At 69.7% G+C, this 18,596-nt stretch carries 17 protein-coding genes; 6 read left to right on the plus strand and 11 right to left on the minus strand.

Annotated elements, in window-relative coordinates; translation table 11 throughout:
* Positions 1-8 precede the first annotated feature (8 nt).
* Together smpB and dapA are read right to left on the minus strand one after the other, a co-directional pair.
* Positions 9-485, minus strand: coding sequence for an SsrA-binding protein SmpB (smpB, locus tag Q8S30_RS15080; RefSeq protein WP_161342942.1), 477 nt, complete (start codon positions 483-485; stop codon positions 9-11).
* 152 nt (positions 486-637) lie between these two features.
* A complete protein-coding gene (dapA, locus tag Q8S30_RS15085; protein WP_305666846.1) occupies positions 638-1,510 on the minus strand; it encodes a 4-hydroxy-tetrahydrodipicolinate synthase in 873 nt (290 codons plus the stop codon).
* A gap of 161 nt (positions 1,511-1,671) precedes the next feature.
* On the opposite strand from dapA, the gene Q8S30_RS15090 reads away from it, so the two are divergent.
* A complete protein-coding gene (locus tag Q8S30_RS15090; RefSeq protein WP_305666847.1) occupies positions 1,672-3,750 on the plus strand; it encodes a lytic transglycosylase domain-containing protein in 2,079 nt (692 codons plus the stop codon).
* A 1-nt stretch (position 3,751) separates the two neighbouring features.
* On the opposite strand, the gene Q8S30_RS15095 is transcribed toward Q8S30_RS15090, so the two are convergent.
* Both Q8S30_RS15095 and mnmD read right to left on the minus strand, forming a co-directional pair.
* Entirely contained in the window at positions 3,752-4,627 is an 876-nt protein-coding gene (locus Q8S30_RS15095) for a DMT family transporter (protein WP_305666848.1), read from the minus strand.
* Entirely contained in the window at positions 4,624-5,337 is a 714-nt protein-coding gene (gene mnmD / locus Q8S30_RS15100; protein ID WP_305666849.1) for a tRNA (5-methylaminomethyl-2-thiouridine)(34)-methyltransferase MnmD, read from the minus strand. The genes Q8S30_RS15095 and mnmD overlap by 4 nt, the downstream gene beginning before the upstream one ends.
* 51 nt (positions 5,338-5,388) lie before the next feature.
* Here mnmD and Q8S30_RS15105 point away from each other — a divergent pair, with 51 nt between their 5' ends.
* Together Q8S30_RS15105 and Q8S30_RS15110 are read left to right on the plus strand one after the other, a co-directional pair.
* Complete coding sequence (locus Q8S30_RS15105; RefSeq protein ID WP_305666850.1) at positions 5,389-6,450, plus strand: FAD-binding oxidoreductase; 1,062 nt, start codon at positions 5,389-5,391, stop codon at positions 6,448-6,450.
* A gap of 85 nt (positions 6,451-6,535) precedes the next feature.
* The gene (locus tag Q8S30_RS15110) at positions 6,536-8,224 is read left to right on the plus strand and encodes a thiamine pyrophosphate-binding protein (RefSeq protein ID WP_305666913.1); all 1,689 of its coding nucleotides are present in this window, start codon (positions 6,536-6,538) and stop codon (positions 8,222-8,224) included.
* On the opposite strand, the gene Q8S30_RS15115 is transcribed toward Q8S30_RS15110, so the two are convergent.
* From Q8S30_RS15115 to Q8S30_RS15125, 3 genes are all read right to left on the minus strand, one after another.
* Positions 8,221-8,937, minus strand: coding sequence for an LrgB family protein (locus Q8S30_RS15115; RefSeq protein WP_305666851.1), 717 nt, complete (start codon positions 8,935-8,937; stop codon positions 8,221-8,223). The genes Q8S30_RS15110 and Q8S30_RS15115 overlap by 4 nt on opposite strands.
* Positions 8,934-9,308: a CidA/LrgA family protein gene (locus Q8S30_RS15120; RefSeq protein ID WP_305666852.1), complete on the minus strand. Its 375-nt coding sequence runs from the start codon at positions 9,306-9,308 to the stop codon at positions 8,934-8,936. The genes Q8S30_RS15115 and Q8S30_RS15120 overlap by 4 nt, the downstream gene beginning before the upstream one ends.
* A 67-nt stretch (positions 9,309-9,375) precedes the next feature.
* Positions 9,376-9,828 (minus strand): GNAT family N-acetyltransferase, encoded by a 453-nt coding sequence (locus Q8S30_RS15125; protein WP_305666853.1) that lies wholly within the window; start codon positions 9,826-9,828, stop codon positions 9,376-9,378.
* Between the two features lie 123 nt (positions 9,829-9,951).
* Between Q8S30_RS15125 and smc the strand changes: the two genes are divergently transcribed.
* The gene (gene smc / locus Q8S30_RS15130) at positions 9,952-13,407 is read left to right on the plus strand and encodes a chromosome segregation protein SMC (RefSeq protein ID WP_305666914.1); all 3,456 of its coding nucleotides are present in this window, start codon (positions 9,952-9,954) and stop codon (positions 13,405-13,407) included.
* Here smc and Q8S30_RS15135 read toward each other — a convergent pair.
* Together Q8S30_RS15135 and Q8S30_RS15140 are read right to left on the minus strand one after the other, a co-directional pair.
* Positions 13,404-13,964, minus strand: a complete 561-nt coding sequence (locus Q8S30_RS15135) for a hypothetical protein (protein ID WP_305666854.1) — start codon at positions 13,962-13,964, stop codon at positions 13,404-13,406. The genes smc and Q8S30_RS15135 overlap by 4 nt on opposite strands.
* A 2-nt stretch (positions 13,965-13,966) precedes the next feature.
* Entirely contained in the window at positions 13,967-15,145 is a 1,179-nt protein-coding gene (locus Q8S30_RS15140; protein ID WP_305666855.1) for a lytic murein transglycosylase, read from the minus strand.
* A 199-nt stretch (positions 15,146-15,344) separates the two neighbouring features.
* On the opposite strand from Q8S30_RS15140, the gene Q8S30_RS15145 reads away from it, so the two are divergent.
* Positions 15,345-15,707 (plus strand): hypothetical protein, encoded by a 363-nt coding sequence (locus tag Q8S30_RS15145; RefSeq protein WP_305666856.1) that lies wholly within the window; start codon positions 15,345-15,347, stop codon positions 15,705-15,707.
* Between the two features lie 14 nt (positions 15,708-15,721).
* Here the strand turns inward: Q8S30_RS15145 and Q8S30_RS15150 are convergent, their stop codons facing one another.
* Positions 15,722-16,705, minus strand: a complete 984-nt coding sequence (locus tag Q8S30_RS15150) for a glutathione S-transferase family protein (protein WP_305666857.1) — start codon at positions 16,703-16,705, stop codon at positions 15,722-15,724.
* 204 nt (positions 16,706-16,909) lie between these two features.
* Here Q8S30_RS15150 and Q8S30_RS15155 point away from each other — a divergent pair, with 204 nt between their 5' ends.
* Positions 16,910-17,260 carry a hypothetical protein gene (locus tag Q8S30_RS15155; protein WP_305666858.1) on the plus strand — a complete coding sequence of 117 codons (351 nt, stop codon included), beginning with the start codon at positions 16,910-16,912 and terminating at the stop codon, positions 17,258-17,260.
* Positions 17,261-17,281: 21 nt separating this feature from the next.
* Here Q8S30_RS15155 and Q8S30_RS15160 read toward each other — a convergent pair whose 3' ends face one another.
* Complete coding sequence (locus Q8S30_RS15160; protein ID WP_305666859.1) at positions 17,282-18,454, minus strand: MalY/PatB family protein; 1,173 nt, start codon at positions 18,452-18,454, stop codon at positions 17,282-17,284.
* Positions 18,455-18,596 lie beyond the last annotated feature (142 nt).

The following is an 18,596-nucleotide window of genomic DNA, read 5'->3' on the forward strand; positions in this document are numbered from 1 at the left end:
CCGCCGGATCACTGATGCCCCTGCTTCATGATCCGGGATTTCTGCCGGTCCCAGTCGCGCTTGGCCTCGGTCGCGCGCTTGTCGGCCAGCTTCTTGCCCTTGGCGACGCCGATCTTCAGCTTGGCCATGCCCTTGTCGTTGAAATACATGACCAGCGGCACCAGGGTCATCCCTTCGCGCCCCACGGCCTGCCACAGCCGCGACAGCTCCTTGCGGCTGACCAGCAGCTTGCGCCGCCGCCGTTCCTCATGCCCGAAGACGCCGGCCTGCGAATAGGGCGCGATATAGCTGTTGATCAGCCACAGCTCGCCGCCCTCGACGCTGGCGTAGCTCTCGGCGATGTTCGACTGGCCCTTGCGCAGCGATTTCACCTCCGACCCAAGCAGCATGATCCCGGCCTCGAGATCGCTCTCGATGGCGTAATCGAACCGCGCGCGGCGGTTTTCGGCGATGACTTTGGAGTTTGGATCGTGCTGTACGGCCATGATCGGCCCGAGATAGGGGGTGACAGCTTCCCTGTCCAGTGCCCCTCCCCATTCGTTCTGGTCCAAATATCCGCAGAGGGGTGCCGGGGAGGGGCGCGCCCCTCCCCGGCCGGGGGGTGCGGGGGGCTGGCCCCCCGCGTCCCCGCCCGCCGCTAGATCAGCCCCGCATGGCGCATCGCCGCATCAATGCGGGCGCGGGTCGCATCCAAGAGGCCGGTCAGCGGCAGCCGCACCTCCTCGCTGCACAGGCCCAGCTTCGACAGCGCGTATTTCGCGCCGACCAGCCCCGGCTCGATGAAGATCGCCTCGTGCAGCGGCATCAGCCGGTCCTGGTACTCCAACGCGAGCGCATAGTCGCCCGCCAGCGTCGCCGCCTGGAACTCGGCACAAAGCCGCGGCGCGACGTTGGCGGTGACGGAAATGCACCCCACCCCGCCATGCGCGTTGAAGCCAAGCGCCGTCGCATCCTCGCCCGACAGCTGGATGAACTCCGGCCCGCAGGTGATGCGCTGCTGGCTCACCCGCTCCAGCTTGCCGGTCGCGTCCTTGACGCCGACGATCCGCGGCAGCTTGGCCAGCTCTCCCATCGTCTCGGGCGACATGTCCACCACTGACCGACCGGGGATGTTGTAGATGATGATGGGCAGGGCGCTGGCATCATGCATCGCGGTGTAATGCGCAATCAGCCCGCGCTGCGTCGGCTTGTTGTAATAGGGCGTCACCACCAGTGCGGCATCGGCGCCGACCGCCTCGGCGTGCTGGATCAGGCCAATGCCCTCGGCTGTCGCGTTGGACCCGGCCCCGGCGATCACCGGGATGCGGCCCGCCACCGCCTCGACCACTGCCTCGATCACCGCGCCATGTTCCTCGTGGGTGAGCGTCGGCGACTCGCCGGTCGTGCCCACCGGCACAAGGCCGCTGGAGCCTTCGGCGATATGCCATTCGACCAGCTTCTTGAGCGTGTCATAGTCCACTGCGCCGTTCTTCAACGGCGTGACCAGGGCAGGGATGGACCCTTTGAACATGACACGCTCCATATGGTTGGGCCGGGTCAGTCGCTGACTCGGCCGGGTGAGATCGCGGCGGAACCTAGCGACCCGGCGCGCACTTGCCAAGTTTGTGTGTTGTGGCTGGCGGTGTGCCCGGTAGGATTGTGCCAAACCAAGAAGCAGCAGCCAAAGTTCAGATGATCCGCACCGCCGTGACCCGCAGCCATGTCCTTGCCGCGACGCTGTCGCTTGGCCTTGCCGTGCCAGCGGTGCAGGCGCAGGACGCTGCGCCGCCCAACTCCTCGACCGCTGCCAGCACTGCGCCCACCCGGGCCGCGCTGCCGCCGCCCGCGGCGCCTCCCTCTCCCGCGCTGGTGCTGGAAATCACCCGCTCGGCCGAAGATCCCGCCGCCCTCGGGCAGGCGCTGATCGCCGCGGCGCAGGGGGATTGGCCGGTGGCGATGGGGCAGGCGCGGGTGGCGGGGCCGATCTCCTCCGACATCCTGGAATGGCAGCGCCTGCGCGCGGCTACCGGCAGTGTCACCTTCGCCGACTATGTCGCGTTTCTGGAGCGCCGCCCCGACTGGCCCGGGCTGACCTTCTTGCGAAAGAAGGCCGAGGCGACGATTCTGGAGGGTGAGTCGGCCGGGGATGTCCTTGCCTTCTTCGCGGCCGGCGCGCCGCAGACCGGCACCGGCAGCCTCGCGCTGATGGCGGCGCTGACCGAGGCGGGCCGCGCGCCCGCGGCCGAGGCCGAGGCGGTGCGCGCCTGGCGCTATCTGGCCCTGACGGAGGAAGAGGAGACAGCGTTGCTGGCCCGCGCTGGCCCTGTGCTGGCCGATCACCACGGCGGCCGGCTCGCCGCGGCGCTGGATGCGGGCCGGCTGGCCGAGGCGCGGCGGATGCTGCCACTGGTCACCTCCGGCACGCGGGCCGTGGCCGCAGCGCGCATCGCGCTTCAGGCAAAGACCCCCGGCGTCGATACGCTGATCGCCGCTGTGCCAGAGCATATGGCCGCCTCGCCGGGGTTGGCGAAGGACCGCTTCCGCTGGCGCATCTCGCGCGATCTTTATGACGAGGCGGCGGACCTGTTGCTGGAACGCTCGACCAGCGCCGAGGCGCTTGGCACGCCGCAAGGCTGGGCCAGCTGGCGCGCGACACTGGCGCGGCGGGAAATGCGGGTGGGCGATCCGGCCCGCGCCTATCGCATCGCCTCCACTCACCATCTGACCGCCGGCAGCAGCTACGCCGATCTCGAATGGCTGGCTGGCTACATCGCGCTGCGCAAGCTGGATGACCCGGATACCGCCCTGACCCATTTCGCCCGTTTCCGCGCAGCCGTGGCCAGCCCGATCAGCCTTGGCCGCGCCGGATACTGGCAGGGCCGCGCCTATGACGAGCTTGGCAGCGAAGAGGAAGCCCGCGCCGCCTATGCCTTCGCCGCCGAGTATCAGACCGGCTTCTACGGGCTGATGGCCGCGGAACGGCTGGGTCTCCCGCTCGACCCGGCCCTTGCCGGGCGCGAGGATTATCCGCCGCTGGAGGGCGCGGCCTTCGCCGCGACGTCGGTCTTCGAGGCCGCCGAGCTGCTCTATGCCGCAGGCGAGGGCGATCTGGGCGAGCGGTTCCTGCTGCATCTGGCGGAAAGCCTTGCGCCGGCCGATCTGCAACGGCTGGCCGGCCATGCCCTGCGCCAGCAGCGGCCGCATCTGGCGCTGATGGTCGCCAAGACCGCCGCCGCGCAGGGGCTGGTGCTGCCCGCCGCCTATTTCCCGCTGAACGGGTTGGAACAGATGGACCTGCCGGTGGCCCCCGAACTGGCGCTGTCGATTGCCCGGCGCGAGAGCGAGTTCGACATCGACGTGGTCAGCCATGCCGGCGCGCTTGGCCTGATGCAGGTGATGCCCGGCACGGCGAAGATGATGGCAACCGCCACCGGCCAGCCCTATGCGGCCGGTCGGTTGACCTCGGACTGGCGCTACAATGCCTCGCTGGGGGCAGCCTACCTCGCGCAGCTGACCGAGGAGTTCGGGCCCGCCACTGCGCTGGTGGCTGCGGGTTACAATGCCGGGCCGGGCCGCCCGCGCCAGTGGATCCGCGATCTGGGCGATCCGCGCGCGGCCTCTGTCGACGTGGTCGATTGGATCGAGGCGATCCCCTTCACCGAAACGCAGAACTACGTGATGCGGGTGGCGGAAAGCTTGCCCATCTACCGCGCGCGGCTGACGGGCGAGGCGGGGCCGATCCAGCTGACCAAGGACCTGACGGGGCGGTAGTTCAGACCGCCGCGCCCTTCTTGCGGGCGCGCCACAGCGTAAAGAGCCCGGCCCCCACCACGATCACCGCGCCGATGGCCACATTGGCGCGCAGCGTCTCGCCGAACAGCGTCAGCCCCAGCAGGGTCACGAAGACCAGCTGCAGATAGGCGAAGGGCTGGATCGCGCTTGCCTCGGCCACCTCATAGGCGCGGATCAGCAGCCAATGCGCGCCCGCCGCCGTCAGGCAGAGGCAGGCCATCCAGCCCCAGTCGACCAGCGTCATCGGCTCCCAGAACCACACGCCAATCAGCGTCATGATCACCGCACCGGACACCCCGGTCCAGAAGAAGCTGACCGAGGCGGCATCGCTGCGCGAGACATAGCGGGTGAGGAGCCCGTAGAGCGCGAACATGAAGGCCGAGACCAGCGGGATCAGCGCGGCGGGCGAGAAGACCGCCACCCCGGGCTGCAAGATCACCAGCATCCCGACGAAGCCGATGCCGATGGCCGTCCAGCGACGCCAGCCGACCTTTTCCCCCAGTACCGGGCCGGAGAGGGCCGCCACTAGCAGCGGGTAGCAGGTAAAGACGGCATGGCTTTCGACCAGCCCCAGAAGGATGAAGGACTGCACCATGATGCAGACCTCGGCCGCCAGCAGCAGCCCGCGGAAGATCTGCACGCGCGGATGGGCGGTGCGCACCGCGGCGCGCAGGCCCCCCGGGGCCCGCGAAGCCACCGCCATCACGAAGGCGGCGAAAAACCAGTAGCGGATCATCACCACCATGTAGATGTTGTATTCCGCGGCGAGGTGGCGCGAGATTCCGTCCTGCACCGAAAAGACGAAGGTGGTGGCCACCATCAGCAAGATGCCAAGGCGGGTGTTCTGGTCGGTCATGTCGCCTCGCGGGGTGCTTCTGGGAGAGCGGAGATTGGGGGGCGGAGCACGCCCACGCTCATGTGCCGCTTATGGCCGTGGCCCGGGCGGCGTTCAACCGCAAAGCCCGCCGCATCGAGGCCCCGCCGCACGAAACCGGCGGCGGTGTAGGTGGCGAAGGTGCCGCCCGGCGCGGTGTGGCGGGCGACCTCGGCCATCAGCGGCTCGCCCCACAGCTCGGGGTTCTTGGCGGGCGAGAAGCCGTCGAGGAACCACGCGTCGGCTTGTCCCCGCCAGTCGGGCAGGGCGGTGCGGGCATCGGCGATGATAACTTCGACCGAGATGGCACCGAGATCGAAGCGGCGCGCGCCCAAAGCCCAGGCGTCCAGGAACGGGTCTGCGACCGCCCGCGCCTCGGGGAAGGCATCCAGCGCACGGGCAATGTCGGCGGCGGGCAGGGGGAAGGCCTCGAAGCTGGTGTAGTGCAAGGGGCCGGGCTGGCTCTGGTGGGCGATCAGCGTGGCCATCAGGTTCAGCCCGGTGCCGAAGCCCAGTTCGGCAATCCGGAAGCCGGGGGTGAAGCGGGCGGGCAGATCATTGCCGGCGAGAAACACATGCCGGGTTTCCGCCAGCCCGTTGCCAAGGCTGAAATAGGGATCGTCGAAGCGGGTCGACACCGGCACGATCCCGTCCCGCCATTGCACGCCGCTGCTCTGGTTCTCGCCGGTCATCTGCCCTAGTCCTGTTCGCGGCGATCCTGACGGGGCAGCGGGGGAAGTTCAATGGCACACGCAAGGCCGGATGTAACGGTGCATGGCGCGGGGATCTTCGGGCTGGCGACGGCGTGGGAATGCACCCGGCGCGGGGCGCGGGTGCGGGTGATCGAGGCGGCGCGGATCGGCGCCGGCTCGTCGGGTGGCCTCGTCGGCGCGCTGGCCCCGCATGTGCCCGAGCAGTGGAACCCGAAGAAGGCGTTTCAGCTTGAGGCGCTGCTGATGGCGGAAGGCTTCTGGGCCGAGGTCGCGGCGGTGGGGAGCACCGATCCCGGCTATGCCCGCACCGGGCGGCTGCAGCCGCTGACGGATGCGGCGGCGGTGGATCTGGCGCGCGCCCGCGCCAAGGGGGCCGAAGCGCTGTGGCAGGGCCGGGCGGAATGGCGGGTGCTCCCGGTAGGCGAGGCGGGCGAAGGCTGGTGCCCGGCGTCTGGTTCCGGCTTCGTGGCGCAGGACACGCTGACGGCGCGGATGGCTCCGCGGCGGGCGGCGGCGGCGCTGGCGGCGGCCATCCGCGCGCGGGGGGGCGAGATTGTGGAGGGCGGCGGGTGCGACCCTGTCGGCCTGCAGGTCTGGGCGACCGGGGCGGCCGGGCTGGCTGCGCTGTCGGCCGATTTGGGGCGCAACATCGGCGCAGCGGTCAAGGGCCAGTCGGCGCTGCTGCGCCCGGCGCTTGACGTGACCACGCTGCCGCAGATCTTCGCGGAGGCGCTGCATATCGTGCCCCATGCCGATGGCAGCGTCGCCATCGGATCGACCTCCGAGCGGGAGTTCGATGCCCCGGACAGTGTGGACGCGCAGCTGGAGGCGCTGATCGACAAGGCCCGCGCCCTCTGCCCGGCGCTGGCCGAGGCGCTGGTGGTGGAGCGGTGGGCCGGTGCCCGCCCCCGCGCCAGAACCCGCGCGCCGATGCTGGGGGCATGGCCCGGGCGGCCGGGACATTTCGTCGCCAATGGCGGCTTCAAGATCGGCTTCGGCATCGCGCCGAAGGTGGCGGAGGTGATGGCCGATCTGGTGCTGGAGGGGCGCGACGGGATCCCGGATGGCTTCCGGGTCGAGGACAGCCTGTGACGTTCGGGCCCTTGCACAGGGCCGCTTGCGGGGGCAAGGTCCCCGCCGAAACCAAGGCACGGGCGTAAGGAGCGGGTCGATGGCGATGCGGCATGGCGGACAGATCCTGGTGGATCAGCTGAAGCTTCAGGGCGTGAGCCGGGTATTCTCTGTCCCCGGCGAGAGCTTTCTTGCGGTGCTGGACGGGCTGCACGGGTCCGGCATCCGCAACATCGTCTGCCGGCAAGAGGGCGGCGCGGCGATGATGGCCGAGGCGGATGGCAAGATGAATGCCGCAGACATGAACGCTGGCGGGGGCCGCGGCCTGCCCGGCATCTGCTTTGTCACCCGTGGGCCGGGGGCCACCAATGCCTCGGCCGGGGTGCATGTCGCGCGGCAGGATTCCACCCCGATGATCCTGTTCATCGGCCAGATCGACCGCGGCCACCGTGACCGCGAGGCGTTTCAGGAGGTCGACTACCGCGCCATGTTCAGCCCGCTGGCCAAATGGGTGGCCGAGATCGACAGCACCGCGCGGATCCCGGAATACCTGAGCCGGGCGTTCCACATCGCCACATCGGGCCGCCCCGGCCCGGTGGTGCTGTCGCTGCCCGAAGACATGCTGACATCGCTGGCCGATGTGCCCGACATTGCCGCCCCGGCTCCGGTGCCCGCCTCTGTCAGCACCGCGGAGCTTGCCGCGATCACCGAGGCGCTGGACCGGGCCGAACGCCCGCTGGTCATCGCTGGTGGCACCGCTTGGAATGCTACCGCCGCCGCCGACCTCGCGCGCTTTGCCGCCGCATGGGGCCTGCCCGTGGCAGTGCCCTTCCGCCGGCAGGGCCATATCGACAACCGCGATGCGCATTATGCGGGCGACCTTGGCATCGGCATGAACCCGCGGCTCGGCGCGCGGCTGCAGGCGGCCGATTGCATCCTGGTTCTGGGCGCGCGGATCGGCGACAGCCTGACCCGCGGCTATGAGCTGATGGACCCCGCAGCGCCGGGTAAGACCATCGTGCATGTCTATCCCGATGCGTCCGAACTCGGCCGCGTCTATCGCCCCGATCTGGGCATTGTCGCGCCCGCCGCCGACATGGTGGCGGCGCTGGCCGCCGCGCCCGCGCCCGAGGGAGCCCCGGCGCGGTGGGCCGACTGGACCACCGCCGCGCGGCTGGATTACGAGCGCTGGCAACAGCCGAAGGAGACCCCCGGCGCGGTGAAGATGGAGGCTGTGGTCGGCTGGCTGTCGGCCAACCTGCCCGAGGATGCGATCCTGACCAATGGCGCGGGCAACTACGCCGCCTTCCTGCACCGCTATTTCCGATTCAAGCAGCATGGCACCCAATTGGCCCCGACCTCTGGCAGCATGGGCTATGGCTTCCCCGCCGCCGTCGCCGCCGGCATCCGCTTTCCGGGCCGGGCCGTGGTCTGCATGGCCGGGGATGGTTGCTTCCAGATGACGCTGAACGAGATGTCGACCGCCGTGCAGCACGGGTCGGCGCCCATCGTCGTGGTTGCGAACAACGGCCAATACGGCACGATCCGCATGCATCAGGAGCGGCACTATCCCGAGCGCGTGTCCGGCACCATGCTGGCCAATCCCGACTTCGCCGCGCTCGCCCGCGCCTATGGCGGGCATGGTGAGGTGGTGGAGCGGGGCGAGGACTTCCCGGAAGCCTTCGCCCGTGCCCGCGCCTCTGGCACGCTGGCGGTGATCGAGCTCAGGATGGACCCCGAGGCGCTGTCGGCCGGGGCCTCGCTGACCGAGATCCGCGCCGAGAAGCGGCCTTAAAGGAACAGCCGCAGGATGGCGGGGGCGATCAACGCGGTCAGCACCGCGTTGAGGCCCATGCCGATGCCGGCGAAGGCGCCCGCCGTTTCATGAACCTGGAACGCGCGGGCGGTGCCGATGCCATGGGCGGCAACGCCCGTGGCAAAGCCCCGCGCCCGCCAGTCGCGGATGCGAAGCGCGTTCAGCAAGGGCGTGGCGACGATGGCCCCGATGATCCCGGTCAGCAGCACCAGCACCGCCGTCAGCGTCGGCTGCCCGCCGAGCCGCTCGGAAATGCCGATGGCCACCGGCGCGGTGGCGGATTTCGGCGCCAGCGAGGCCAGCACCGATCCCTCCACCCCAAGCGCCCGGGCGATGGCGAGGGCCGAGACGACGGCGGTGACCGACCCGGCCAGCAGTCCTGCCAACATCGGCAGCGCCGCGCGCCGCACCCGCGCCAGATTGGCGTAGAGCGGCAGGGCCAGCGCCACCGTCGCCGGGCCCAGCATGAAATGCACGAACTGCGCGCCCTCGAAATAGGTGGCATAGGGCGTGCCCGTTGCCCCCAGTACCGCCGCCAGCAAGATCACCGCCACCAGCACCGGGTTGACCAGCGGCCGCCGTCCGGCAGCGCGCGAGGCGGTATCGCCGGCCCAATAGGCCAGCAGCGTGACGGTCAGCCACAGCAGCGGGCCTTGCGCCAGATAGCTCCAGATCAGGGCGGGATCAGTCATGGCGCGTCATGGCGCGGCTCGCCTTCGCTGTTGCCGGTCAGCCGCGCGACGCCGGCAAAGGCCAGCGCCCCCGCGGCGATGGCAAGGACGGTGGAGCCCACCAGCGCCACCGCAATCGCCGGCCCCTCGGCCGCCAGCACCGGCAGATGCGCGACGACGCCCACGCCCGCCGGCACGAACAGCAGCGACAGATGCGCCAGCAGCCCCTGCGCCACCGGCCGCACTATCTCGACCAGCGCGGGCCACAGGCTGAAGGCGATGACCAGCGCCACCATTCCCAGCACCGGGCCGGGAAGCGGCAGGCCAAGGGCACGGCTGGCAACCTCGCCCGCAAGCTGGAAGCCGAGGAGGGTGACAAGGGCGGGGATCATGGCGGGCCTCCGGGTGGGTGATGTGCCTTCATGCCGCGGCGGCAGGGGGCAGGCAATACGGCGCGCGTTACACCTGCTTGCGGAAGGTCATGCTTGTGGGCCGGTCGAAGCCGGGATGCGCACTGCGCCCCACCTCGACATAGCCAAGCGCGCGGTAGAAGCTGTGCAGCGCGGTCAGCTCCACCCGGCATTGCAGCTGCACCGCCGGCAGGCCGCGCGCCCGGGCGCTGGCTTCGGCCCGGGCCACCAGCGCGCGCCCGAGGCCGGTGCCGCGCGCGGCCTCCGCCACCGCGAGCTTGCCAAGGTGCAGGGCATCCGCCCCGGGCGTCAGCACCACGCAGCCAAGGACCGGATCGCCAGAGACCCAGACCTCGCCCTCGGCCGCGGCTCTTGCCAGATCGGCCACCGTCAGCCGCTCCATCGACGAGGGCGGGTCGATCCGCCCGTCCATATAGGCAAAGGCCGTGCGGATCAGCGACAGCACCTCGCGGAAGTCATCATCCCTATCCTGTTGTCGCATCTTTTCCCCAAATGTTGAGACATCGGTCCGCCGTTCCGCCATATCGGGTGGCGGCGATTGACTCCCGCCGCGCTTGCCCCGACCATGGCAGGCCATCGGCACCTCCCGGAATCGGACCCCACCTTGCGCTTCACCCGCCTCAGGCTCAATGGCTTCAAAAGCTTCGTGGACCCGACCGATCTGGTCATCCATGACGGGCTGACCGGCGTTGTCGGGCCGAATGGCTGCGGCAAGTCCAACCTCCTGGAGGCCTTGCGTTGGGTGATGGGCGAGACGCGGCCCAGTTCGATGCGCGGCGAGGGGATGGAGGATGTGATCTTCGCCGGCGCCGCCACCCGCAGCGCGAGGAACTTCGCGGAAGTCGTTCTGACGCTGGACAATTCCGAACGGCTGGCCCCCTCTGGCTTCAACGATGCCGACACACTGGAGATCGTGCGGCGCATCACCCGCGATGCCGGCAGCGCCTACAAGGTCAACGTCAAGGATGTGCGCGCCCGCGACGTGCAGATGCTGTTCGCCGATGCCTCGACCGGGGCGCAATCCCCGGCGCTGGTGCGGCAGGGGCAGATCGCCGAGCTGATCAACGCGCGTCCCAAGAACCGGCGGCGGATTCTGGAGGAGGCGGCGGGCATCTCGGGCCTCTACCAGCGGCGGCATGAGGCGGAACTGCGGCTGACCGGGGCCGAGCAGAACCTGAGCCGCGTCGGCGATGTGGTGGAGCAGCTGGCGGCGCAGCTGACCACGCTGGCCCGGCAGGCGCGGCAGGCTGCTCGCTACCGCGAGATCGGGGAGGAGCTGCGCAAGGCGGAGGGCACGCTGCTCTATCGCCGCTGGCGCGAGGCCGATCAGGCGCGGGCGGCGGCCGAGGAGGATCTGGCGCAGCGCGTTCGCATCGCCGCGCAGGCAGAGGCAGCGGCCCGGGCCGCCGCCAAGGAGCGGCAGGCTCGCGAGGATGCGCTGCCGCCGCTGCGCGAGGAGGAGGCGATTGCCGGCGCGGTGCTTCAGCGGCTGACGGTGCAGCGCGACGCGCTGCGCGACCAGCAGGACCGGGCGCGGGCGCTGATCGAGACGCTGACGGCGCGGCTGCAGCAGATCGACCGCGATGCCGAGCGCGAGGCCGGGCTGAACCGCGATGCGGGTGAGACGATTGATCGGCTCGACTGGGAACAGGCACAGATCCTGAAGGCCGCCGAGGGGCAGGATGAGCGGCTGGCCGAGGCGCTGGAGGGGGCCAAGGAGGCGGCCGCCGTGCTGGCCGACCGCGAGGAGGCGCTGTCGCAGCTGACCGAGGACGTGGCGCGGCTGTCGGCACGGCACCAGTCGGCGCAGCGGCTGCTGGCCGACGCACGCACCGCGCTCGACCGGGCGCGGGCCGCTGCCGAGACCGCCCGCCGCGCCGAGGCCGAGGCCAGCGCCGCGCAGGACCGGGCCGCCGAGGCCCATGCCGAGGCGGAGGCCGCCCAGACCGAGGCGGCCGAGATCGCCGAAGCCTCGGAAGAGGCGTTGATCGCCGCCGAGACTTCCCGCGCCGAGGTGCAGACCCGCGAGGCTGCCGCCCGCGCCCAGTATTCCGAGGCCGCGGGCGAGGCCAATGCGCTGCGCGCCGAGGTGGCGGGGCTGGCCCGGCTGGTGGACCGCGAGAGCCGCGCGGGCACGCAACTGCTCGACCGGGTGCAGGTGCAGCCGGGCTACGAGGCGGCGCTTGGCGCGGCGCTTGCCGATGACCTGCGCGCGCCGGTGGTAGATGCTGGCGCGGGGTCCGGCTGGGCGCTGCTGCCGGGCTATGATGCGGCGCAGGCGTTGCCTGCGGGCGCGGCGCCTCTGGCGGCGTTCGTGACGGTGCCGGAGGCGCTGCTGCGGCGGATCGGGCAGATCGGGCTGGTGGACCGGGCGGCGGGCGCGGCCTTGCAGCCGGCGCTGCTGCCGGGGCAGCGGCTGGTGAGCCTTGAGGGCGATCTGTGGCGGTGGGACGGGTTCCGCGCGGCGGCTGAGGATGCGCCCTCGGCGGCGGCGCTGCGGCTGCGGCAGCTGAACCGGCTGGTGGAGCTGAAGCGCGATCTGGAAGAGGTGGGCGCCAGGGCCGAGGGTGCGCGGCAGGCGCATGAGGTGCTGACGGCGCGGCTGGCGGCAGCGACCCGCGCCGATCAGGAGGCGCGCGAGGCCCGCCGCGACGCCGACCGCCGCGTGGCCGAGGCCAGCCGCGCGCAAAGCCGGGCGGAGGCCGACCGCTCCATCGCCGCGGGCAAGCTGGAAAGCGCCCGCATCGCCCGCGCCCGGCATGAGGAAGAGGCCGAGGAAGCGCAGATCCGGCTGGAGGATGCCGGCGCCGCGATAGAGGATCTGCCGGAGCTGGAGACGGCGCGCGCCGCGGTCGAGGATGTGAAGCAGACCGTGGAAGCCGCGCGGATGATGATGATGGCCCGCCGCGCCGCGCATGACGAGACCCGCCGCGAGGGCGAGGCGCGAACCCGGCGGCGGCAGGAGATCACCAAGGAAATCTCGGGCTGGCGGCTGCGGCTGGATACGGCGGAAAAGCGCAGCGCCGAACTCGCCGCGCGCCGGGCTGAGACCGCCGAGGAGTTGGACGAGGCAGGGGCCGCGCCCGAGGAGATCGCGGCGAAGCATGAGGAACTGTCGGAGGCCATCGAGGCCGCCGATGCGCGCCGCGCCCGTGCGGCCGAGGCGCTGGCCATGGCCGAGGCCGCGCTGCGCACGGTGCAGGGCGCCGAGCGCGAGGCTGAACGGCTGGGCAGCGAGGCCCGCGAGGGCCGCGCCCGCGCCGAGGCCCGCACCGAGGCGGCGCGCGAGACCGTCGCCCATGCCGCCACCCGGATCTTCGAGGAGACCGAACAGCTGCCGCTGGAGCTGCTGGACAGCCTGGGGGCCGACCCCGAGAAGATGCCGGGCGCCGATGTGCTGGAGGCCGATGTGGCCCGCCTGCGCCGTCAGCGCGAGGCGCTTGGCGCGGTCAACCTGCGCGCCGAGGAGGATGCCCGCGAGGTGCAGGACGAGCATGACACGCTGGCCCGCGAGAAGTTCGACCTGGAAGAGGCGATCCGCAAGCTGCGCGCCGGGATCGCCAGCCTGAACCGCGAGGGGCGCGAACGGCTGCTGACCGCCTTCGAGCAGGTGAATGACAGTTTCCGCACCCTGTTCACCCACCTCTTCGGCGGCGGCGAGGCCAAGCTGGTGCTGGTCGAATCCGATGACCCGCTGGATGCGGGGCTGGAGATCATGTGCCAGCCGCCGGGCAAGAAGCTGTCCACGCTGTCGCTGCTGTCGGGCGGCGAGCAAACGCTGACCGCGATGGCGCTGATCTTCGCGGTGTTTCTGGCCAACCCCGCGCCGATCTGCGTGCTGGACGAGGTGGATGCGCCGCTCGACGATGCCAACGTCACCCGCTTCTGCGACCTTCTGGACGAGATGACCCGGCGCACCGAGACGCGCTTCCTGATCATCACCCACCATGCGGTGACGATGAGCCGGATGGACCGGCTGTTCGGCGTGACGATGGCGGAACAGGGCGTCAGCCAGCTGGTCAGTGTGGACCTGAAACGGGCCGCGGCGCTGGTCGCCTAGGCCTTGTGCAGCAGGTCACCGGGGCGGACCTCGCCATCCTCCACCACCTCGCACAGCAGCCCGCGCAGGCGCAGGGCCGGGTGGCCGGGGGCGGTGATCCAGTCTTTCGCCTCGGTCCCGTAACGCACCTTCCATTTCACGCAGGCGTCGTTGAACACGTCCGAGACGCGCAGCACCGCCGACCCGGCGCGCAGCAGGCTGCCGGTGGGGATATTCGCTTCGCTGGTGTCCAGATCGGCAATCATCGTGTCGCCGGGATGCGGGGTGGCCTCGCGGTCGCGCCAGACAAGGTCCATCACCCGGATCGGCAGGATCGAGACCTGGATGCGGGGGTCGGGGCTGCCATCCTCCAGCCGCATCCAGGGGGCGACGGGCCAGCGTTCGGAGGTGCCGTCCGCATCGAGGATACCCTGCGCCTTGGTCAGCCGCAGCATCGGCGGATGCAGGCGCTGGCCATAGCCGGGGCGGAAGCAGAGTTGCAGGATCTCGGCTTGGTCCTTGGGCGCGGCGAGGACATGCGGCAAGGCTGCGTCCAGTTCGGCGCGGGTGGCGGGCATGCTCATAGCGCGGCCAGCAGGGCAGGGGTGGGCCAGGCATCGGCGGGCAGGCCGAGCCGGGCCTGCTCCTTCTGCACCGCAGCCCGGGTCATCGCGCCGAGGATGCCGTCGATCTTGCCGACATCATGGCCGCGGGCGGCCAGCCGTTCTTGCAACACTTTCATCTGCTCCACTGTCAGGCCCGGATCGGGATTGCCCGCGTCATAGACCGGCGCGCCCTCCAGCCGCGTGGCGAAGTAGGCGGCGGTGGTGACGTAGACGAAGCTCTGGTTCCACTCGAAATACACGCGGAAGTTCGGATAGGCCATGAAGGCAGGGCCGTGGCGCCCCATCGGCAGCAGCACCGACCCGGTCAGCCCCTCGGCCAGATCGCCGTTTCGGGCCTGCACGCCAAGCGCCGCCCACTCGGTGACGGGGAGTTCGGTGTGCAGCCCGGTGCGCGACCAGTCGAGCCCCTCTGGCACCACCACCTCCTGCAGCCAGGGCTCGCCCGGCCGCCAGCCGAGGTGCTGCAGCATCTTGCCGCCCGACATCAGCGCATCGGCGGGCGAGGTCTTCAGCCGTACATGGCCGTCGCCATCGCCATCGACGCCGTTTGTGAGGATATCGCCGGGCAGCATCTGTACCTGCCCGATCTCACCCGCCCATGCGCCTGTGCCGGTGGCCGGGTCGAAATCGCCGCGGGCGAAAAGCTCGATGGCGGCGAAGATATGGGGGCGGAACAGGTCCGGCCGCCGGCAGTCATACGCCAAGGTTACGAGAGCATTGGCGGTGTTGAAGTCGCCCTGCACCGCGCCGAAGTCGGTCTCCAGCGCCCAGAAGGCCAGCAGCACGCCGCGCGGGACGCCATACTCCGCCTCGATCCGGGTAAAGAGCGTGTCGTATTTCGCGGCATTGGCGGTGCCGCGGGTCATGCGGTCCTGGCTGATGACGGCGCGCGAGAACTCGATGAAATCCTTGCGGAACACCCCCTGCGCGCGGTCGGCGCGGATCACGGCCGGGTCTTCGCGGACCGAGGCGAAGAAGGCATCGACCGTGGCGGCGGGCTGGCCCATCGCAATCGCCTCGGCCTTCAGTCCGGCGACGAACGCGCGGAACGGGCCGCCGCAATCTGCGAGCGCCGCGGTGGGGCCGATGGCCAGAATCGCGATGGTCGGCAACAGGGCAGCGCGCCGGGACATGAGGTCACTCCTTGGGCAATCTGTGGGAGTCTAGCTTCGTGACCGGGCGGGGCAACCGGCTTGCGCGGCGCTTGGGCAGAATGCTGTGGATATCGTTCATGCCGCGCTTGCGAGACCCGGCTTTATCAAAGATGAAGTTCGCATACGGAAATCGAGCGAATCTTATCGGGTGCATCGCGCGCACCCGCTGGAGCCCGTGATGCATGTCCTGATCGTCGTAAGCGACCCCCAACTTGGCATGATCTGGCAGCGGCACCTGCAGGAGGTCTGCCGCAAGGTCGATCTGGTCGGCGGGCAGGACGCGGCCGTTGCCGTGCTGGAGCGCAACGATGTGCGGGTGATCGTGCTCGACCTCGGGCTGGCCGAGGGCAGCGCGATGGCGGTGGCCGATTATGCCAGCTACCGCCGCCCCGGTGCCAAGGTGGTGTCGGTCACCCGCGATGCGGTGTTCGCCGACGGGTCGATCTTTCAGCACATGCCCAATGCCTGCGCCTTCCTGCCGGCGCGGATGCCGCCCTCGGATCTGGCGGCGGTGGTGGAGCATCACGGCCGGGCGGCCTGACGCTCCACACCTGTTCAGGACAGCCGCTCGCGCCCATGCGGAGCGTCAAAGTCCAGCACCGGGTTGATCGGGATGATCCGGTTCGGATTGATGGTGTCGTGGCTGTAGTGGTAGTGGCGCACGTAATGGTCGGGCCGCACCGTCGCCGCCACGCCCGGCACCTGATAGAGGTCGCGGGTATAGGCCCAGAGGTTCGGGTAATCGATCAGCCGCCGGCGGTTGCACTTGAAATGCAGGTGATAGACCGGATCGAACCGCACCAGCGTGGTGAACAGCCGCCAATCCGCCTCGGTCAGCGTATCCCCCAGCAGATAGCGCTGGCCCGCCAGCCGGTCCTCCAGCCAGTCCAAGCTGTCGAACAGCGCGTGGACGGCCTTGTCATAGGGCCCTTGCGCCGTGGCGAAGCCGGCCTTGTAGACGCCGTTGTTCACGGTGTCATAGATCCGGGCATTCACCGCCTCAATCTCGGGGCGGAGGGGTTCGGGCCAGTAGTCATGGGTGTTGCCCGTCAGCGCGTCGAAGGCCGAGTTGAACATGCGGATGATCTCGGCGCTTTCATTCGACACGATCCTGCCCTGCGCCTTGTCCCACAGCACCGGCACGGTGACGCGGCCGGAGATATCCGGCACGGCGCGGGTGTAGAGGTCGCGCAGGAAGGGCAGGCCGAAGAGCTGATCGCCGGTGGCGCCGGGGAAATCGGTGGAGAAAGTCCAGCCATCGTCCAGCATGTCGGGATGCACGGCCGACACGCCCACCAGCGGCTCCAGCCCCTTCAGCGCCCGGAAGATCAGCGTGCGATGCGCCCAGGGGCAGGCATAGGAGACGTAGAGGTGATAGCGCCGGGCCTCGGCGGCAAAGCCGCCCTCGCCGCTTGGCCCCGGCGCGCCATCCGCGGTGATCCAGTTGCGAAAGCCTGAGGTGGAACGCTGGAACGCGCCGCCGGTCTTGGAGGTGTCATACCACTCCGAAGACCATTTTCCGTCGATGAGTTGACCCATGGGATCCTCCTTGTTGCAGCCAACATAAGGGGAAACGGCGACCCTCGGAACGCCGGCCTCCGCGCAGCGCCCTTGCGTAGGCGCACAGGTTGCAGCGGGAACTTCGCTCGTGCGCACAGGCTTGTGGGTGCCCGCAACCGATCACGGCTTGGTTAACTTGATTTTTGTCGATGCTCCGTCATGCTGGCAGGCAGGGAGATGCACATGATCGAAGACCTGCCCAAAGACATCCGCGCCGGTTTGGACGAGGCGCGCCGGCGCAGCCAGAAGCGCACATCCCGGCTGCGGGTGCAGGCCGGGGACAATCTGTGGCGGGTGCTGCGGCAATGGCCCGGCGGCTTTGCGCTGGATGCGGCGCAGGTCTCGCATCTGCGCGGGCTGGTCGATCTCTACGATGGCAGCCGGCACCTGATGCAATACCTGATAGTCGCCTCGGCGGTCGAGGACGGTGAGCTGATCTGCCTGGTGAAAAGCGCCACCCCCGTCACCGACCGCGCCCCGCTGGACTTCGAGCGGGACGAGTCGGCGCCAGTGGGCTATCTGCCGCGGGCGTAGGCCGCCGCGGCAGATACCGGACTATTGCAGATCGGCGAAGGCCACGCGCAGCCGTTCCACTGCTTCCTCCACCACCGCCCGCGGCGTGGCGAGGTTGAAGCGCAGGAAGCTCTCGCCGCCCTTGCCGAAGCTGCCGCCGTGGTTGACGGCGATCTTGGCGCCCTTCTCGACCCGTTCGGCAAATTCCGCGGGCGCCATCCCGGTGCCCTCGAAATCCACCCAAGCCAGATAGGTCGACTCCAGCGGCATCGAGCGCAGGCCGGGGATCGCGTTGATGGCGTCGTCAAAGAGCTTCCGGTTCCCGTCGAGATAAGCCACCACCTCATCGACCCAGGCCGCACCCTCGGGCGAATAGGCCGCAGTGATCATGTGCAGGCCAAAGCTGTTGGGCGAGATGCCAAGCGCCGCCATCCGCTTGCCGAAACTCGCGCGCAGCCCCGGATCGGGTATGATGACATTGCCGATATGGCTGCCAGCGATGTTGAAGGTCTTGGTGCCGGCGGTCATCATCACCAGCCGGTCCAGGATCTGCGGCGCGGCGAGCGGCATGACGGTGTGCTTGGCGCCGGGGAAGACGAGGTCATGGTGGATCTCGTCCGACACAAGGATCATGTCGTGGCGCACGCAGAACTCGGCGACCGCCTGCAGCTCCTCCACCGACCAGACCCGCCCGCCGGGGTTGTGGGGCGAACACAGGATCAGCATCTTCTCGCGCCCGGTCAGCAGCGCTTCCCAGCCGGCGAAATCCATCTGGTGGGCGCCGTCCATCACTGTCAGCGGGCATTCGGTCACCGTGCGCCCGGCGGCGGTGATCACGCGGGCAAAGGCGTGATAAACCGGCGTCATCAGCATCACCGCATCGCCCGGCGCCGTGAAGGCATCGACGCAAAGCCCGGTGCCGTTGACCAGCCCGTGGGTGGTGAAGATCCACTCCGGTGCGACCTCCCAGCCATGCCGGTTGGCCATCCACCACTGGATCGCGGCCAGATAGGCGCTGTCATCGCCGAAATAGCCATAGACCCCATGCGCGGCCATCCGCTCCACCGCGTCCTGCACCACCTGCGGGGGGCGGAAATCCATGTCGGCGACCCACATGGCGATTCCGTCCTCGGCGGGCACGCCATAGATCGGCTGCATCATGTCCCATTTTGCACAATGGGTGCCGCGGCGCTCGATGATCTCGTCAAAGCTCATGGGAAGTCCTTTGGGGAAGTTGTTCGTTCTGGTTAGCGTGAGGGATTTGGGAAGTCATCCTGATCTGGAGTAGTATTCCGCGCCACTGTCCGCGAAATGCCCATTCCTGCGGAATTTCGGATCTCCACGACTACCTCTTGGG

It is taken from the genome of Frigidibacter sp., from assembly GCF_030695035.1.
In the GTDB taxonomy this organism is placed as follows: domain Bacteria; phylum Pseudomonadota; class Alphaproteobacteria; order Rhodobacterales; family Rhodobacteraceae; genus Frigidibacter.

Coding starts and splice junctions, on each gene's coding strand:
- Q8S30_RS15150 (WP_305666857.1), bottom strand. CDS start 16,705: ATGGGTCAACTCATCGACGGAAAATGGTCTTCGGAGTGGTATGACACC.
- Q8S30_RS15110 (WP_305666913.1), top strand. CDS start 6,536: ATGCGGCATGGCGGACAGATCCTGGTGGATCAGCTGAAGCTTCAGGGC.
- Q8S30_RS15160 (WP_305666859.1), bottom strand. CDS start 18,454: ATGAGCTTTGACGAGATCATCGAGCGCCGCGGCACCCATTGTGCAAAA.
- Q8S30_RS15155 (WP_305666858.1), top strand. CDS start 16,910: ATGATCGAAGACCTGCCCAAAGACATCCGCGCCGGTTTGGACGAGGCG.
- Q8S30_RS15090 (WP_305666847.1), top strand. CDS start 1,672: ATGATCCGCACCGCCGTGACCCGCAGCCATGTCCTTGCCGCGACGCTG.
- Q8S30_RS15120 (WP_305666852.1), bottom strand. CDS start 9,308: ATGATCCCCGCCCTTGTCACCCTCCTCGGCTTCCAGCTTGCGGGCGAG.
- Q8S30_RS15140 (WP_305666855.1), bottom strand. CDS start 15,145: ATGTCCCGGCGCGCTGCCCTGTTGCCGACCATCGCGATTCTGGCCATC.
- mnmD (WP_305666849.1), bottom strand. CDS start 5,337: ATGACCGGCGAGAACCAGAGCAGCGGCGTGCAATGGCGGGACGGGATC.
- smpB (WP_161342942.1), bottom strand. CDS start 485: ATGGCCGTACAGCACGATCCAAACTCCAAAGTCATCGCCGAAAACCGC.
- Q8S30_RS15105 (WP_305666850.1), top strand. CDS start 5,389: ATGGCACACGCAAGGCCGGATGTAACGGTGCATGGCGCGGGGATCTTC.
- Q8S30_RS15145 (WP_305666856.1), top strand. CDS start 15,345: ATGCATGTCCTGATCGTCGTAAGCGACCCCCAACTTGGCATGATCTGG.
- Q8S30_RS15135 (WP_305666854.1), bottom strand. CDS start 13,964: ATGCCCGCCACCCGCGCCGAACTGGACGCAGCCTTGCCGCATGTCCTC.
- dapA (WP_305666846.1), bottom strand. CDS start 1,510: ATGTTCAAAGGGTCCATCCCTGCCCTGGTCACGCCGTTGAAGAACGGC.
- Q8S30_RS15125 (WP_305666853.1), bottom strand. CDS start 9,828: ATGCGACAACAGGATAGGGATGATGACTTCCGCGAGGTGCTGTCGCTG.
- Q8S30_RS15115 (WP_305666851.1), bottom strand. CDS start 8,937: ATGACTGATCCCGCCCTGATCTGGAGCTATCTGGCGCAAGGCCCGCTG.
- Q8S30_RS15095 (WP_305666848.1), bottom strand. CDS start 4,627: ATGACCGACCAGAACACCCGCCTTGGCATCTTGCTGATGGTGGCCACC.